At 63.5% G+C, this 16,011-nt stretch carries 18 protein-coding genes and 2 pseudogenes; 14 read left to right on the top strand and 6 right to left on the bottom strand.

Features of this window, described 5'->3' with window-relative positions:
* A pseudogene (locus tag EYS42_RS12275) lies at positions 1-263 on the bottom strand (IS3 family transposase); the annotation flags it as partial.
* Positions 260-424, bottom strand: a pseudogene (locus EYS42_RS12270) (DUF1153 domain-containing protein); the annotation flags it as partial. The pseudogenes EYS42_RS12275 and EYS42_RS12270, both read right to left, overlap by 4 nt.
* A gap of 84 nt (positions 425-508) precedes the next feature.
* On the opposite strand from EYS42_RS12270, the gene gspG reads away from it, so the two are divergent.
* The 10 genes from gspG (at position 509) to EYS42_RS12220 (ending at position 9,260) form a co-directional block, all read left to right on the top strand.
* Positions 509-937 carry a type II secretion system major pseudopilin GspG gene (gspG, locus tag EYS42_RS12265; RefSeq protein WP_130968443.1) on the top strand — a complete coding sequence of 143 codons (429 nt, stop codon included), beginning with the start codon at positions 509-511 and terminating at the stop codon, positions 935-937.
* Between the two features lie 7 nt (positions 938-944).
* Positions 945-2,159 carry a type II secretion system F family protein gene (locus EYS42_RS12260; RefSeq protein ID WP_130968442.1) on the top strand — a complete coding sequence of 405 codons (1,215 nt, stop codon included), beginning with the start codon at positions 945-947 and terminating at the stop codon, positions 2,157-2,159.
* Positions 2,160-2,170: 11 nt separating this feature from the next.
* A complete protein-coding gene (locus EYS42_RS12255; protein ID WP_130968441.1) occupies positions 2,171-3,640 on the top strand; it encodes a GspE/PulE family protein in 1,470 nt (489 codons plus the stop codon).
* 94 nt (positions 3,641-3,734) lie between these two features.
* A complete protein-coding gene (locus EYS42_RS12250) occupies positions 3,735-4,376 on the top strand; it encodes a hypothetical protein (protein ID WP_130968440.1) in 642 nt (213 codons plus the stop codon).
* The gene (locus tag EYS42_RS12245) at positions 4,373-4,909 is read left to right on the top strand and encodes a hypothetical protein (protein WP_130968439.1); all 537 of its coding nucleotides are present in this window, start codon (positions 4,373-4,375) and stop codon (positions 4,907-4,909) included. The genes EYS42_RS12250 and EYS42_RS12245 overlap by 4 nt, the downstream gene beginning before the upstream one ends.
* A 538-nt stretch (positions 4,910-5,447) precedes the next feature.
* A complete protein-coding gene (locus EYS42_RS12240; protein ID WP_130968438.1) occupies positions 5,448-6,023 on the top strand; it encodes a hypothetical protein in 576 nt (191 codons plus the stop codon).
* Positions 6,023-8,002 (top strand): secretin GspD/PilQ domain-containing protein, encoded by a 1,980-nt coding sequence (locus EYS42_RS12235; protein WP_130968437.1) that lies wholly within the window; start codon positions 6,023-6,025, stop codon positions 8,000-8,002. The genes EYS42_RS12240 and EYS42_RS12235 overlap by 1 nt, the downstream gene beginning before the upstream one ends.
* On the top strand, positions 7,999-8,481 hold the full coding sequence (locus tag EYS42_RS12230) for a type II secretion system protein (protein ID WP_130968436.1): 483 nt from the start codon (positions 7,999-8,001) through the stop codon (positions 8,479-8,481). Before EYS42_RS12235 ends, EYS42_RS12230 begins: the two co-directional genes overlap by 4 nt.
* Complete coding sequence (locus tag EYS42_RS12225) at positions 8,468-8,854, top strand: type II secretion system protein (RefSeq protein ID WP_245503624.1); 387 nt, start codon at positions 8,468-8,470, stop codon at positions 8,852-8,854. The genes EYS42_RS12230 and EYS42_RS12225 overlap by 14 nt, the downstream gene beginning before the upstream one ends.
* Positions 8,855-8,897: 43 nt before the next feature.
* Positions 8,898-9,260 carry a hypothetical protein gene (locus tag EYS42_RS12220; RefSeq protein WP_130968435.1) on the top strand — a complete coding sequence of 121 codons (363 nt, stop codon included), beginning with the start codon at positions 8,898-8,900 and terminating at the stop codon, positions 9,258-9,260.
* A gap of 43 nt (positions 9,261-9,303) precedes the next feature.
* On the opposite strand, the gene proC is transcribed toward EYS42_RS12220, so the two are convergent.
* Positions 9,304-10,122: a pyrroline-5-carboxylate reductase gene (gene proC / locus EYS42_RS12215; RefSeq protein WP_130968434.1), complete on the bottom strand. Its 819-nt coding sequence runs from the start codon at positions 10,120-10,122 to the stop codon at positions 9,304-9,306.
* Between the two features lie 8 nt (positions 10,123-10,130).
* On the bottom strand, positions 10,131-10,835 hold the full coding sequence (locus tag EYS42_RS12210) for a YggS family pyridoxal phosphate-dependent enzyme (RefSeq protein ID WP_425358903.1): 705 nt from the start codon (positions 10,833-10,835) through the stop codon (positions 10,131-10,133).
* A 39-nt stretch (positions 10,836-10,874) separates the two neighbouring features.
* Between EYS42_RS12210 and EYS42_RS12205 the strand changes: the two genes are divergently transcribed.
* The 4 genes from EYS42_RS12205 (at position 10,875) to EYS42_RS12190 (ending at position 14,718) form a co-directional block, all read left to right on the top strand.
* Positions 10,875-11,918: a type IV pilus twitching motility protein PilT gene (locus EYS42_RS12205; RefSeq protein ID WP_130968432.1), complete on the top strand. Its 1,044-nt coding sequence runs from the start codon at positions 10,875-10,877 to the stop codon at positions 11,916-11,918.
* 72 nt (positions 11,919-11,990) lie between these two features.
* A complete protein-coding gene (locus EYS42_RS12200) occupies positions 11,991-12,647 on the top strand; it encodes a Crp/Fnr family transcriptional regulator (RefSeq protein WP_245503623.1) in 657 nt (218 codons plus the stop codon).
* A gap of 27 nt (positions 12,648-12,674) precedes the next feature.
* Complete coding sequence (locus EYS42_RS12195) at positions 12,675-13,811, top strand: PilT/PilU family type 4a pilus ATPase (protein WP_130968431.1); 1,137 nt, start codon at positions 12,675-12,677, stop codon at positions 13,809-13,811.
* A 10-nt stretch (positions 13,812-13,821) separates the two neighbouring features.
* Positions 13,822-14,718 carry an NAD(P)-dependent oxidoreductase gene (locus tag EYS42_RS12190; protein WP_130968430.1) on the top strand — a complete coding sequence of 299 codons (897 nt, stop codon included), beginning with the start codon at positions 13,822-13,824 and terminating at the stop codon, positions 14,716-14,718.
* A 42-nt stretch (positions 14,719-14,760) separates the two neighbouring features.
* On the opposite strand, the gene EYS42_RS12185 is transcribed toward EYS42_RS12190, so the two are convergent.
* Together EYS42_RS12185 and EYS42_RS12180 are read right to left on the bottom strand one after the other, a co-directional pair.
* Positions 14,761-15,414 (bottom strand): BON domain-containing protein, encoded by a 654-nt coding sequence (locus tag EYS42_RS12185; RefSeq protein WP_130968429.1) that lies wholly within the window; start codon positions 15,412-15,414, stop codon positions 14,761-14,763.
* Positions 15,411-15,986 (bottom strand): SIS domain-containing protein, encoded by a 576-nt coding sequence (locus EYS42_RS12180; protein WP_130968428.1) that lies wholly within the window; start codon positions 15,984-15,986, stop codon positions 15,411-15,413. Before EYS42_RS12180 ends, EYS42_RS12185 begins: the two co-directional genes overlap by 4 nt.
* Positions 15,987-16,011: the final 25 nt, after the last annotated feature.

Raw genomic sequence — 16,011 nt, 5'->3', positions numbered from 1 at the left:
ACCTGCCAGCCCTTGAGCTGGAAGATCCGCTGCACGGTGTTCTTGTTGAAGCCGAGCAGGTGCGCCACGGTGCGGTAACCAAATGACGGGTTCTCTTCGATCATCGCCTTGATGGGCTTGACGAAGTACTCCTGTACCTTGGGCGCTGCCTTGGTGCTGCGGTAATACACCGTACGCCTTGGCATGTCGAACCACTGGCACAGCTTGACCAGGCTGACCTTGAATCCGTCTTGGGCCAGTCCCTGCTGAAGGCCGAGGATCATTTCTCGTCTTCGTTGCCCAGCAGGGACGCCAGCTTTTTTCTGGCACGCAGCTCCAGCATGGCTTCGCCATAGGCCTCCTGCAGTTCACGCAGTTGCTTCTCATACTGCTCTTTGACTTCCAGGGGCTTGGTGCGCAAGGCGTTTTCCATGCTGTGTTGACCCAGCGAATTCGCGCGCAGCTGATACGAGGTTCCATTGAATCCGCCGTATCATCAGTTCCATTACGTCAAAAGGAACACTCAGGGATGCGTCGCGCGTCAGGCTTTACCTTGTTGGAGCTGTTGGTGGTCATGGTGATCATCGGCTTGTTGGCCAGTTTTGTGGCGCCGCGCTATTTCGGGCAGGTGGGCAAAAGTGAGGTCAAGGCGGCGCGGGCGCAACTGCAGGCTTTCCAGAAGGCACTGGACACCTACCGACTTGACGTAGGCGCTTACCCCACCACTGCACAGGGCCTGCGCGCGTTGGTGGAAGCGCCGCCCGGTTTGCCGCGGTGGTCTGGGCCTTATTTGCAAAACGCCGTTCCCCCCGACCCATGGGGCCAAGCCTATCGTTACAGCCAGCCCGGCAAAGACCGAACAGCCGAGTACGACTTGTGGTCCACCGGCGCTGACCGTGCGCCCGGTGGTACCGGTGAGGCCGCAGACCTCAGCATCTGGGCTACCCCAGCGCCGTGAGCCCGCCATGAAGGTGCGTGTGTGTGTGGCCGACAGGCCTGGTGCCACGGCCAAGGTGCAGGTGTTGCAAGCCAGTTCTGTGCAAGAGGCCGTGCAACGTGTCCATGCGCAGGGTGGGCAAGTGCTGCACGCAGCCCCCCTTCAACCTTGGGTGAAAGCGTTGGGTGCGGCGCATGCCGCTCGCAGCGAGTCAGCAGCGTTGCTGGTGTGGCTGGAGCAGTGGCTGGCTTTGTTGCGTGCCGGCTTGAGCACCACCGAATCATTGCGCACACTCAATGCGCAGGCTACCGTGTGGCAACCCCAGGCTGGGAGTGCCAATCACACCCAAAGCCTGCTGGCTCACGTGAACGATGGCAGCACATTGTCTGCTGGCATGCGCAAGGCAGGCTGTTTCCCAGACATGTTGGTGGCCATGGTGGGCGCGGCCGAGCATTCGGGGCAGTTGCCTGAGGTGTTGGAAAGCTACCGTGCTCACGAAGCCCAGATGGCTGAACTGAAGCACCGAATCGTGTCCATGGCGCTGTACCCAGCTTTGCTGCTCACGGTGGGCGCCATGGTCATGTTGTTCCTCATGCTTCATGTGGTGCCCAGATTTGCCCGCATCTTCAACGGCATGGGCGGTGACCTGCCCTGGGCGGCTGACGCCATGTTGGCATGGGCGGGGTGGCTGCAGCATCACGGGCAGTGGGCATGGGTCGTCGCTGCGGGGGTGGTGGTCATGGTGTTTGGGGCGTGGTTGCGCCCAGCTTGGTGGTTGGCGTGCTTTCGCCAGGTTCGCATGCCTCGGTTCATGGCCCGGCGAGTCGCTTTGCATTGGCAGGCACGCTGGTACCGTGTCATGGGCATGTTGTTGGGCGCAGGGCTGACCTTTCCGGAGGCCTGCGCTTTGGCCCGGCCGGTATTGCCGCCAAAGGGGCGCTTGCGCTCGCGCCAGATGGAGCAATGGGTGCAAGAGGGGTGTGCACCTGTGGAGGCGCTGAAGCGCGCCAACTTGGCCACTGTGGTGGCCGAGCGCTTGTTGTTGGCCGCGCAGCAGGGCGCAGGCATGAGCACCATGTTCGTGAAAGCTGCAGAGTTTCACGAGGCAGAATTGACCAGAGAGCTCGAACGCACCATGAAGGTGCTGGAGCCTGTGGTGATGGCCCTGGTGGGCCTGGGCATTGGGGTGGTCGTGGTGCTGATGTACCTGCCTATTTTTGAGTTAGCCACAGCCATCAATTGAGCGCAGCGGTCATGGACGCAATGAACACCCTGCAGGCAGACATGCATTGGCAGCCGTGGTGGCACGCAAGGTGGGGGCTGGCAGAGGCACTTCGCAACCGGTGTGCTGTCTTGACGGCGCCATCAGGAGGGCAGCATGTCCGCCACAGCCAGCCAATCGATCAAGCCCTGCTGGGGTGGCTGATGGGGTTGGCTGATGTGGTGACCGTGCAGCAAGTGCCTGACGAATGGCTGCAGAACTGGCTTCGCTTGGTAGAGCAGCCCTTGCAGGCATCGCTGCAATACGCCGCTGACGCGGTCCTGCCTGCGGCCGATGGAGCCGAGACCATCAGCCTTGAGCGCTTGGTGGGTGACGATGCGCCTGCGGTCAAGTTTGTCAACGCAGCCTTGTTTGAGGCGCTGCGCGCTTCGGCTTCAGACATCCACCTTGAGTGCGATGCAGCGCGCATGGTGGTGAAGCTGCGGCTTCAGGGTGTGCTTTCGATGTGGCGTGAGCAGCCTGGCGCAGACTTCGCAGCGCAGGTCATCAGCCGTGTGAAGGTGTTGGCGGGGCTGGACATCGCAGAGCGACGCGTTCCTCAAGACGGTCGCATGCAGGTCAGACACGATGGCCGTTTGATCGATGTGCGTGTGTCGATCATGCCGAGCATTCATGGCGAGGATGCAGTGCTTCGCGTGCTGGACCGTCAGCATTTGCTGCATGCGTCCGGCAGCCTGTCCCTGGCCTCATTGGGGTTGAGCCCCATGGCTGTGCAATCGGTCAAGCAGCTGGCCAGCATGCCCCATGGCATGTTGTTGGTCACGGGGCCGACCGGTTCAGGCAAAACCACGACCTTGTACGCCGCGGTGGCTGAAACCCATCAAGGGCATGAAAAGATCATCACCATTGAAGACCCAGTCGAGTATGAGCTGCCAGGCGTGTTGCAAATTCCGGTCAACGAGCGCAAAGGCCTCACCTTTGCCAAAGGGCTCCGATCCATCTTGAGGCACGACCCGGACAAGATCTTGGTCGGTGAAATTCGCGATGCTGAGACGGCACACATGGCCGTGCAATCGGCGTTGACAGGGCACTTGGTGTTGACCACCGTGCATGCGAACAACCCGTTTGACGTGTGGGGCCGACTTCAGCAGTTCGGCGTCGATCCACTGACAGCGGCTGCAGCACTCAATGGGGTGGTGTCTCAACGTCTGCTGAGGCGTCTGTGTGTGCACTGCTCTGAGCCACAAGCGCATGCGGTGGCGCGATCGGTCGGGCGGGGCTGCGATGCCTGTAAACACACCGGCTACTCGGGGCGCTTGGCGTTGGCCGAGGTGCTCGTGTTCACGGCAGAGGTGCGGGAGTGTTGGGGGCGGCGTGCGCCAATTGAAGTTCAGCAGAGGGCTGCACGAGCCGCCGGTTGGGTGCCCATGCGTGAGCTGGCACTTGATTTGTTGGCGCGTGGCTTGACCACAAGGGAGGAAGTTGACCGTGTGGTGGCCTGACCTTTTGCTCAGGTGGAGCGGGTACCCACGTTGTGCGGTGCTGCACCTCACTCGCAAGGCTGCCTGGGTGGCATTGCCTGACGGGTCGCCTGCCATGCATCTGGCATTGCCTGCAGCCGAGCAGCCAACGCCTGAGATGTTGATGTCAGTGGCCGCAGCATTGGCCCCGAGGCAACGTTGGCAGGTCGTGCTTGACAGTTGGTGGTCGCCGGTCATTGCGTTCGATGTGGAAGGGTCTGGCTTGCAGGTTGACGAGGTGTGTGCGATGGCCTGCGCCCGCTGGGCAGAGCTTCATGGCGGGGCTTCGGCGGATTGGATCGCGCAGACGTCGTTTCGCGCTGGGCAGCCCCAAGCCGTTGTGCATGGCTGGCAAAAAACCTTGGCAGAGACGCTCCGAGATGTGATTCGGGGCAATCACGGCCGACTGATCAGTGTTCAACCGACCTTGCTGGCTGTTTGGCCCAGTATCCGTCGGGTGTTGGCTGCAGATGCTTCCCGGGTGCATTGGCAGGAAGAGGACAGAGAACTCATCGTGACGCCCAAGGCGGGCGGTGGCATCTGTTGGGAGCAAACGGCCTTCCCCAAGCAGTCAAGGGCGAACTGGCTGCGCCTGCATGGTGAAGACGGTCCGCAGCTTGTGCCGCAGCCGTCTGCAACCTTCAGGTTGGACTGGCATCAGCAGGCCTTGCGTTTGCGGGCATGGCCTTTGTGCGTGGCAGAAGGGGGGCAGGGGTGAACTGGCACTTTTGGCTCACGAGGCAGATCGACTTCAGTCGCGATGTGGAAAAACCAGCGCCATCTTGGCATGTGCTGATGTGCGTAGCCGTGTGCGTGGTGTGCAGTGGGCTGGTGTTGACGGGTGTGTCATGGCGCCAAATTGGCGCGGCGACTGCTGGTTTGACTGCGGCAGAGGCCAGCGCCACTGAGCGCATGCGGCGTGATCGCCTGGCCCAAGAGGTTGAGGTCAAGGCGCGTGAGCGAAGTGAGGTGCCCAAGGGGCGGGCTGCTTTGGCAGCGATCCAGGTGGACTGGCTCCATGCAAGCTTGGTGCTTGCCAACGGCGTTCGCCCGCCGATGTACTTGACCCGAGTGGCGTGGGCAGCAGAGCAAAACATCTGGTTCATTGAAGGGACCACACATGATCCCGCTGCGATCACCCGATCGCTCCGTGCGCTGTCGGCTGTGCGAGGTGTGCGGTCATTGCAACTCGATGCGCAAGAACAAGTCTCTGCAACGGAATGGCGATTTGTCATGAAGGTGTCGTTGTGAGCATCGACATGCCAGCGCTCGGTGCGATCGGCCCACGAACCCATCGCAGAACGACACTTCACTGGGTGTTTGCGTGGGCATTGGTGGCATCTGGCGCCACGCTGCACTTGTGGGCGTGGAAGTGGCATGACGAAGCTCGGGCCATGAGTGCCCGTGTCGCCATGCTCAACAAGCCGCCTCTTGCCTTGCCGCGCGGCAGCCCGCCAGTACCACCCGCTTGGGCAAGTTGGCCTGTTGCTGCACACGAGACAGAGTGGATGGCTGGGTTGGGGGCTGTGCTGCCAGAGGGCACGGCGTGGAAGCGAATGGGCGTGACCCACATCGAAGAAACGAAACAGTTGCCACCAGCTTGGCAGGTTTCTCTGGAGTGGGAAGGGCTCCCAAGCCAGTGGTCCGTGTTGTCTGAGCGATTGCAGGCAATGGGCGGTTGTTGGTCCTTGCAGCAACTGGAGTTGTTGCGCGAAACCGCAGACGACCAGCGCATGCGGGCCATGCTGGTCATGAAGTGCCATTGGCAACCCTCTGCGGGAGGGGCTCCATGAATCTGAATCGATTCCAGTGGCTGCTGTTGGTTTCTGTGGGTTTGGGCGTTATGCGTTTGCTGACCTGGCCTGATACCGGGTCGCCGGTCACCTCAGCAGGTGCCGTTGTGGCAGCGGTTGATCGAGCATCCCACGCGTTCGCAGCCGAGGCACCCAAGCCACTCCCTGTGCAATTGCCTGCCTCACCCGTCGAACCGTTGATGCCGCCACCGCATCTGTTTGAGGTTCGAGGTGCCGCCCGAGCCTCTCATGAGCCTGCGCCCGATACTGCGGCGAACACCTCGCGCACAGGTTCGCGCGTTGTCGTTGTAGCACCTGCAACCCGCGTGACAGATGTGGCTGCCGACCCATCGCCATCACCCGGCGCGCCATTTGAGGTCATCGGGCGTTGGCGTGGCATGGGGGCTGATGGGGTCTTCTTGAACACTCCGCATGGGGTGCGCTTGATTCACGAGGGTGCCTCGATCATTGGCGATTACCGGGTTGCGTGGGAGCATCAGACGCATCTGGTGATCACGCCACGCCAGGGCGATGGCTCTTGGCGCTTAGAAGTGCCCGCGAAGGGGGATTGATGAGTAAAGCATTGATGCGCCGGGTCACTGGCTTGTGTGTTTTTACATTGGCGATTCACTTGACAGGCTGTGCGGGTTACGGCGCTTACAAGGCCGGTTTGGCTGCCGTTGACAGGGGCGCTGGGGTCGAGGGCATCGACTTGCTGGCCGAGGCGGTGAGCGCTTCGCCGGACAACACGGACTATCGCCGAGCCCTGTATTCAAAACGACAACAGGTGGTGGCACAGTTGCTGATCGATGCACATCGAGCCCTGGATGGTGGTGAGGTCTCTCGTGCTGAAGGATTGTTTGGCACGGCCTTGCGATTGCAGCCAGATTTGCCTGTGGCGAGGTCTGGCCTTGCAAGGGCTGAACTCGCGCGCAGGCACCAAGCCATGCTTGAAAACGCCCGCAATGCGCTTCAAAGCGGAGACGCGCATTTGGCTCAAGAGTGGACGCGTCAGATTCTGTCTGAGAACGTCAACCACCGGGCTGCTCAAGCCCTTCTCAAGACAGCCTCAGCCTCTGCGCTGACCGCAACTGACGCTGTCGTAGGCACAGCACAGCTGGCGCAAAAGTTCCGAACACCTGTATCGGTGACGCTTCAAAGCGCATCCATCAAAAGCGCCTTTGACGCAATCAGGCTTGCTTCTGGTCTGAATTTCGTCCTTGACAAGGACGTGCAGTCGGACGCGCGCATCAGCATTGCTGTGAGCAACAAACCTGTCGAAGATGTGCTGCGCATTGTCCTTGCGACCAATCAGCTGGAGCATAAGCCCCTGGACGGTGACACGCTGCTCATCTACCCCAAGGGTTCCGCGCGCACCGCTGATTACAAAGACGTGGTGGTGCGCGCGTTTTACCTGAACAATGCCGAGGCGTCGAAGGTTGCGGCAATGCTGAAGTCGATCGGCCGGGTGAAAGAGGTCTTCGTGGACGAGCGCGTCAATCTGCTCATGATCCGGGATGCGCCTGAGGTCGTCCGGCTTGCTGAGCGACTCATTGCCGCGCAGGACATGGCTGAGCCCGAGGTCATGTTGAAGCTGGAAGTCATGGAGGTCAGTGCCAATCGCCTGCTCGAGATGGGGCTGCGGCTTCCTGAGTCGATTTCTGCAAGCGTACAGGGTGCGGCTGGCACGCCTGGGGTGTTGACCGCAGATGAGTTCAAGGCAGCGAGTCAAGGGCTGTTGCGCATCACCTTGCCCAGCCCATTGGCCTCGTTGACGCTTCGCAGTCAGGTGGGGGACGCCAACATTCTTGCCAACCCCACCGTGCGTGTGAAGAATCGACAGACAGCGAAAGTGCTGATCGGTGAAAAGGTCCCGGTGATCACCACATCCACGACCGCCAATGTGGGGGTGGCAGAGTCGGTGAGTTATCTGGATGTGGGCTTGAAGATGGACATCGAGCCGACGATCTCTCTGGATGGCGAGGTCACGATGAAACTGAACCTGGAGGTGTCCAACATCCTGGACACAATCACGCGATCAAGCGGCACTCAAACTTATCGATTGGGCACGCGCACCACGGCTACCACCCTGCGTGTCCGCGATGGTGAAACCAACGTCTTGGCCGGTTTGATCCAGCGAGAAGAGCGGCAGTCAAATGGCGGGTGGCCTGGCCTGAACGAGTTCCCTGTGTTGAACAAGATTTTTGGCGCCAGCTCCGGGAGCGACAAGAAGACTGAAATCGTGCTCTTGATCACGCCTCAAATCGTACGCGACCTCGATACTCCTATCCTGAGTGGCGCTGAGTTCGTCGCTGGCACCGAATCGAGCAATGGCGCGCGCTCTGTGGAGTTCCGCGAACGCGCACTGCCCCATGTGGGTATTGGCACTGCGCAGCAGACGGCAACGAACTTCGAGGGCGTGGCTGCCACGAGTCCTCCAGGCGCAGTGATGCCTTCTGCGCCGCAAGCCCCTCGGCTGCGCATGCCTGAATCGATGAAGCGTGCGTTGGAAGCGGGTGTGGAACCGCCCGAAAGGTTCAAGTCCAAATGACCACTGCTGCGCGCTCATCGGGTGGTTTCACTCTCATCGAAATGCTGGTGGTGGTGTCGATCATGTCTGTCTTGGCCATGATTGCGCTTCCGTTGGCCGAGTTGTCTGCCAAGCGCAGCAAAGAGGAAGAGTTGCGATCAGGATTGAGGCAGATCCGTGGCGCCATTGACCGATACAAGCAGCTGGTCGATATGGGACATGTGATCAGGGTAGAAGGAGCGTCGGGATACCCCCCAGATCTTTCTGTGCTCACCAGTGGTGTCCCAGATGCCAAATCTGCCAAGGGCGAGATGATCTTCATCCTTCGGCGCTTGCCACGAGATCCGTTTGCCGCCGATGATTTGGCAGCAGAGCAAACCTGGCGGCTGAGAAGCTATCAGAGTCCGCCAGATGCGCCTGTGCCTGGTGCGGATGTGTTCGATGTTCGATCTGGGTCTGACGGTGTTGGGCTCAACGGTGTTCCGTATGCCCATTGGTGACGCCAGCATGAAAGCGCGTGGATTCACATTGATCGAGCTGCTGGTAACGCTCGCGGTGATTGCGACGCTCTTGTCGCTGGTCGCTCCAAGGTTCGTGGATTCATTGGGGCGCGCAGACGAGGCAGCATTGAAAACCAATTTGAGGCTGACCAGAGAGGCGCTTGACAAGTTCAAGGCCGACACCGGCGCGTATCCGCAGGAGCTTACTGACCTGGTCGTCAAGCGCTACATCAGGGAGGTGCCTTTTGATCCGGTTGGGCAGACGGTGGATGGTTGGATCCTTCTCCGAGAGGAGGGGGGGCGTGGCATCACCGATCTCAAAAGCGGTGCAGAGGGACTAGCTCGCGATGGGTCAAAGTTTTCGGACTGGTAGGTCTGAGCAGCAACAGGGGTTCACCTACCTGATCGTGTTGCTCATGGTGGCGCTGATGAGTGTTTCGTTGGTGCAAGTCTCCAACGTGTGGTCGGCACAGGCAGAGCGGCAGCGAGCCGCGCATCAGCAATGGGTTGCGCGACAGTACGTGGCTGCGATCGAGCGATATGCGCTGGCCACGCCGGGACGCGCGCGCGAGCTGCCCAAAAGTGTCGATGATCTGCTGCGAGACCCGCGTCATGGCCTGAATGTCGTTCGGCATTTGAGAGATGCGTATGCGGTGGATTTCTCATCACAGGGCGGCCTTGAGCTTGTTTGGGCGCCTGGTGGAGCGTTGGTCGGTGTCAGGCGGTCTGCAGATCAGCTCATCTGGGCGGTCACCCCAGAATTGGTCGCTCGCCCATGATCCTCGGTCTGTTTGTGAGGCCACAGGCTAGCGCCCGATTGACTCAGCGTCCGAATTCGTCGCCCAGCTCGCCCGCGCGCTGTTCAGCGGCGCGCATGGCCGCCACGAAAGCGGCTTTCACACCAGCGGTTTCCATCGAGGTCAGGGCCGCGTAGGTGGTGCCTCCCTTGGAGGTGACTTTCTCGCGCAGCGTGGCCGGGCTGTCGGCCGACTGGCTGGCCAGGGCCGTGGCACCGCCAAAGGTGGCCAAGGCCAGCGTGCGGCCCTGCTCGGCGCTCAGGCCCATGTCCTGCGCGGCCTGCATCATGGCCTCGATGAAATAGAACACATAGGCCGGGCCCGAGCCCGACAGCGCCGTCACGGTGTCCAGCTGGCTTTCGGCTTGCACCCACAGGGCCTGGCCCGTGGGCTCGACCATGGCCTGCACCAGCGCCTTTTCATCGGCATCCACTTCGGCGCGGGCGAACAGGCCGGTCATGCCCTGGCCCACCAGGGCAGGTGTGTTGGGCATGGCCCGCACGATGCGGGGCGTGCCCAGCAGTCGCGCCATGTCGTCGGTGCGCAGTCCGGCCATCACGCTGTAGTGCAGCGCCTGGGTGGTCCAGCCGCTGCACTGGGCCGCGGCCTCTTTGAACTGCTGGGGCTTGACGGCCCACACCACCACCTGGGCCTGTTGCAGGGCTTGCGAAGGTGCGGCCGCGGTCTGCAGGCCCTGGGCGGCCAGGCGCTCGCGTTGCGCTTCGCTGGGGTCGATCACCAGGATGCTGGCCGGGGCGCGGCCCTGGCGCAGCAGGCCGCCGATGATGGCCGTGGCCATGTTGCCGCCACCCACAAAAGCGATGAGAGAGTTCGTCGTGTTCATGGGTGAGATCATGCCTGAGGCCGGCCGCCGAAAATGGCCGTGCCCACGCGCACCAGGGTCGAGCCTTCGGCAATGGCCGCTTCCAGGTCGGCGCTCATGCCCATCGACAGGGTGTCCAGAGGCAGGCCGGCGGCCACCAGCCGGTCGAACAGGGTGCGCAGCCGGTGGTGGGCGGCCCGCTGGCCAGCATCATCGGTGTCGGGGGCGGGCAGGGCCATCAGGCCACGCAGCTGCAGGCGGGGCAGGGCGCTCACCTCGCGGGCCAGGGCCAGCAGGCCCGCTTCATCGGCCACCGACAGGCCGTTCTTGCTGTCTTCGCCGCTGGTGTTCACCTGCAGCAGCACCTGCAGCGGCGGCAGCTGCGCGGGGCGCTGCTCGCTCAGGCGCTGCGCGATCTTCAGCCGGTCCACGCTGTGCACCCAGTCGAACTGGTCGGCCACCGGGCGCGTCTTGTTGCTCTGCAGCGGCCCGATCAGGTGCCATTCGATCTGTGCGCGCACATCGCCCAGCGCCGCGATCTTGTCCAGCGCTTCCTGCACATAGTTCTCGCCGAAGCGGCGCTGCCCCGCGGCAAAGGCGTCGCGCACCGCACTGGCGTCGAAGGTCTTGCTCACGGCCAGCAAGGTCACGGCGCCTTCCGGGCGCTGGTGGGCAGAACAGGCCTGTTGTATCCGGCTGTTCACCCGTTGTAGGTTCTGCTCGATCATCGCGATAATGGTTTTTCTTGTTGGACCCAAGCGCAATCATCCACCATGGACATCACCCAACTGCTGGCGTTCTCTGTGAAGAACAAGGCCTCCGACCTCCACCTCTCGGCGGGCCTGCCACCCATGATCCGGGTGCATGGCGACGTGCGACGCATCAATGTCGACCCGCTGGACCACAAGGCGGTGCACGACATGGTGTACGACATCATGAACGATGCCCAGCGCAAGGCCTACGAAGAAACGCTGGAATGCGACTTTTCCTTCGAGATCCAGGGCCTGGCGCGCTTCCGGGTCAACGCCTTCAACCACAACCGGGGCTCGGGCGCGGTCTTCCGCACCATTCCCAGCAAGATCCTGACGCTGGAGCAGCTCAATGCGCCCAAGGTGTTCGCCGACCTGGCCTTGAAGCCGCGCGGCCTGGTGCTGGTCACCGGCCCCACCGGCTCGGGCAAATCGACCACGCTGGCCGGCATGGTCAACCACCTCAACGAGACCGAATACGGCCACATCCTGACGGTGGAAGACCCGATCGAATTCGTGCACGAATCCAAAAAGTGCCTGATCAACCAGCGCGAGGTGGGACCGCACACCATGAGCTTTTCCAATGCGCTGCGTTCGGCCCTGCGGGAAGACCCTGACGCCATCCTCGTGGGTGAAATGCGCGACCTGGAAACCATCCGCCTGGCCCTGACCGCTGCCGAAACCGGCCACCTGGTCTTCGGCACCCTGCACACCTCCAGCGCCGCCAAGACCATCGACCGGATCGTCGACGTCTTCCCCGCGGCCGAGAAGGACATGGTGCGCGCCATGCTGTCGGAATCGCTGCAGGCCGTGATCTCGCAGACCCTGTGCAAGACCAAGGACGGCAGCGGCCGCGTGGCGGCGCACGAAATCATGATCGGCACGGCGGCCATCCGCAACCTGATCCGCGAAAACAAGATCGCCCAGATGTACTCGGCCATCCAGACCGGCAACAGCGTGGGCATGCAGACCCTCGACCAGAACCTGACCGACCTGGTGCGCCGCAACGTGATCTCGCCCGCCGAGGCGCGCGCCAAGGCCAAGTTCCCGGAGAACTTCCCGGGCTGATCCCTCCGCCGGGCGTGTGACGAGATGCATCAGGCCGCGCCCAATCGTGTCTGATCGCGTCACAATGAGGGCATGAAACACCTGTTCGAGCGCATCCTGGGAGGGCATGCAGCCGCGCGTGAGGCCCCGGCGGCCGACGACGAAGGCTACTTCGCCACCCAGTTCATGGAGCGTCCCGAGGCCGTGCGCGCCACGTCGGCCTGGACCGCCCGTGCGCTCGGCGTGGGCGCCCATGCCCTCGCGCCGGAAGAGGGCATGCCTCTGCTGAATCAGGCATGGGGCGCCGATCACTTTTTTGCCGCCTTGATGCCTGCCGAGCGTGAACAGGTCGGCCGCGTGCTGGAATTCGTCACGGTGCCCGCGGGGCGTGAGCTCATCCACCAGGACGAAAAAGGCGACTACGCCCTCATCATCCTCAGCGGGGTGGTGGCCGTTGACCGTGTGCAGCCCACCGGCGAGCGTGCCCGCCTGGCCGAGGCCCGAGAGGGCGATGTGGTGGGCGAGATGTCGCTGCTCGACGCTGGTGCCCGCTTCGCGTCCTGCCTCACCCTCACGCCTTGTCGGTTGGCCGTGCTCACCGGGCAGGCCCTCGACGACATGGCCATCGACGATCCTCGCATCGGCATGGCCCTGACCTACAGCATGGCGCGGCGCCTGTCGCTGCGCACCCGACAACTCAGTGCCCGTCTGGGCGCCTTGCTGGCCAGCCAGGGGCCCACGCCCCGCTGACCCGTTCGTTTCTACGCAGGTGCATTCATGGAACGCGATCAGGCCTCGAAATTCATCAACGACTTGCTGCGCCTGATGGTCACGCGCGGCGGCTCTGACCTGTTTCTGACCAGCGAGTTTCCGCCGGCCATCAAGGTCGATGGCAAGGTCACCAAGGTGTCGCCCCAGCCGCTCACGCCACAGCACACCATCGCCCTGGCCCGCGCCATCATGAACGACAAGCAGGCGGCCGAGTTCGAGCGCACCAAGGAGTGCAACTTCGCCATTTCGCCGTCGGGGGTGGGCCGCTTTCGCGTGAACGCCTTCGTGCAGCAGGGCAGCATCGGCATGGTGCTGCGCGTGATCCCGCAACAGCTGCCCACCATCGACGGCATGGGCTTGCCCCAGGTGCTCAAAGATGTGGTGGCGCAAAAGCGCGGCCTGGTCATCTTGGTGGGGGCCACGGGCTCGGGCAAATCGACCACGCTGGCCGCCATGGTCGACCACCGCAACGAGAACTCGTTCGGGCACATCATCACCATCGAAGACCCGGTCGAGTTTGTGCACCCGCACAAGAACTGCATCGTCACGCAGCGCGAAGTGGGCCTGGACACCGAGGGCTGGGACATCGCGCTGAAGAACACGCTGCGCCAGGCGCCTGACGTCATCCTCATGGGCGAAATCCGCGATCGCGAGACCATGGAGCACGCTGTGGCTTTCGCCGAAACCGGTCACCTGTGCCTGGCCACCCTGCACGCCAACAGCGCCAACCAGGCGCTGGACCGCATCATCAACTTCTTCCCCGAAGAGCGCCGCGCCCAGCTGCTGATGGACCTGTCGCTCAACCTCAAGGCCCTGGTGTCGCAGCGCCTGATCCCGCGCCAGGAGGGCAAGGGCCGCGCGGCGGCCGTCGAGATCCTGCTGGCCACGCCGCTGGTCTCCGACCTGATCTTCAAGGGCGAGGTGGGCGAGATCAAGGAGATCATGAAGAAGTCGCGCGAGCTGGGCATGCAGACCTTCGACCAGGCCCTGTTCGACCTGTACGAGGGCAACTACATCACCTTCGAAGACGCGCTGCGCAACGCCGATTCGGTGAACGACCTGCGCTTGCAGATCAAGCTCAACAGCCACCGCGCCCGCAGCACCGACCTGTCGGCCGGCACCGAGCACCTGCAGATCATGTGATCATGTCGGCATGATCGCCGACAAGACCTACGAGGCCGTTTCGCCTCTGCGCATTGCCTTCCTGGGCCTGGGCACCATGGGTGCCCCGATGGCCGCGCACCTGCTGCGCGCCGGGCACCAGGTCACCGTGTACAACCGCACCGCCGCCAAGGCCCAGGCCTGGGTGGCCACGCACGGCGGCACCTGCGCTGCCACGCCCGCCGAGGCCGCAGCGCAGGCCCAGCTGGTGGTCACCTGCGTGGGCAATGACACCGACCTTCAGCAGGTACTGCGAGGCCCCCAGGGCGCCTGCACCACCTTGCCCCAGGGGGGCATCGTGGTCGACCACACCACCACCTCGGCCGACATCGCCAGGCGCCTGGCCGCCGAGCTGGCGCCCCAGGGGCACACCGTCATCGACGCGCCGGTCTCGGGCGGCAACCTGGGTGCGCTCAACGGTGCGCTCACGGTCATGTGTGGGGGTGATGCCCAGGCCTTTGCCCGTGTGCAGCCTGTGCTGATGGCCTACAGCCGTGCGGTCACGCACCTGGGCGCAGCGGGCAATGGCCAGCTGGCCAAGATGGTCAACCAGGTGTGCGTCGCCGGCCTGCTGCAGGGCCTGGCCGAGGGGCTGGCCTTCGGTCAGAAGGCCGGGCTGGACATGGCCCAGGTGCTGCACGTGATCACCCAGGGCGCGGCCGGCAGCTGGCAGATGCAGCACCGCGGCCCCACCATGGTGAAAGACGAATTCGATTTCGGCTTTGCCGTCGACTGGATGCGCAAGGACCTGGGCCTGGTGCTCGACGAAGCCCGCCGGCAACAGGCCACGATGCCCGTCACGGCCCTGATCGATCAGTTCTACGCCGATGTGCAGGCCATGGGCGGCGGCCGCTGGGACACCTCCAGCCTGATCCGCCGTTTGCGTTGAAGCAGACGTTCAGGCCGGCACCGGGTTCGACCCCGGTCGCGTTCAGCGGTGGCTGGGGCGTTCGTTGGGTTGCTCGGGGGCCTTCGGGGTGCGACGGGCCAGCTCTTCCTCGCTGATCAGGTGGAACACCTTGATCACCCGCTGCACGCCGGACACCGAGGCGGCCAGCTCGGCCGCGCGCTGCCCTTCACGCTCGGTCACCATGCCCTGCAAGTAGACCTCGCCGCGCTCGACCACCACACGGAAGGCATTCGAGTGCACATCGCGGGCATCGACCAGCGTGGCCTTCACCTTGGTGGCGATCAGCACATCGTTGGCACGTGCGGTCAGCGACGACGCACCCATGATGCCCAGCTCATTGACCACCTTCTGCACGTTTTCGACCTGCGCCACCGTGCGTTCGGCCAGCTGGCGATCGGCCTCGCTGGCCACTTCGCCGGTCAGCAGGGCCAGCCGGTTGTATGAATTGACGTTGATGTGGGCACGCTCGCCCAGCGACTCCTTCAGGCGGCTGCTGGCCTTGATCTCGATGCCCTGATCTTCCAGCTGCGCCCCCGAGGTGCGGCGGTCGGTGGCCACGAAGGCTCCCCCCACGGCGCTGCCCAGCACCAGCGGCGCGCAAGCGCTCAGTTGCGAGGCGACCACCACGGCGGCCGCAGCGGCCAGCCATCGACGGGTCTTGAAGATTCGGTTCATGCGTCTTCTCCCAGGAGGCAGCCATCGACGGCCTCCATCAAGGCTTGCAGCGCCAACCAGCTGGCGCTGAACAGTTCAGGGGTGTTGCGGCCCGGCACGGGCACCCACACATCGGTGTCACGCACCATGGGGCCGAGCACGGTGGCGGCTTCGCCGGTCATCACCACCAGGATCAGGTCCATCTCGCGGGCCGTGGCCGTGGCCATGGCCACTTCGCCTTCGTCAGCTTCCAGCGAGAACGCCAGCCAGATGTCGCCCGGATGGCCAATGGCCCGCACGAAAGCGTCCATTTCGCCCGGCACGGCCTGCATGCCGGGGCCGCCTGGCCCCGCCACGTTGACCGAGGCCAGGGGCGGACGCTCGCGCCCGGCACCCAGGGCCAGCAGGTGCGCGGCATGCCGGGCCAGCCAGGCGGCTTCGGCCTGCCCGGCGCACAGCACCTTGCCGCCGCTGGTCAGGCTGTGCACGATGGCGTGCGCGGCCGCCTCGAGCTGGATGGCCAGTCGTTCGGCCGACTGGTAAAGACCGTCGGCCACTTCGGCAAACGTCTGCTGGATCTGGGTCTGGGGCATCGGGTCAATTCAATACGCGCGCCGA

It is taken from the genome of Aquabacterium lacunae (genome assembly GCF_004310865.1).
GTDB lineage: Bacteria > Pseudomonadota > Gammaproteobacteria > Burkholderiales > Burkholderiaceae_C > Aquabacterium > Aquabacterium lacunae.
Note: the sequence above shows the minus strand (reverse complement) of the source record. Positions and strands in the feature narration are given on the sequence as shown.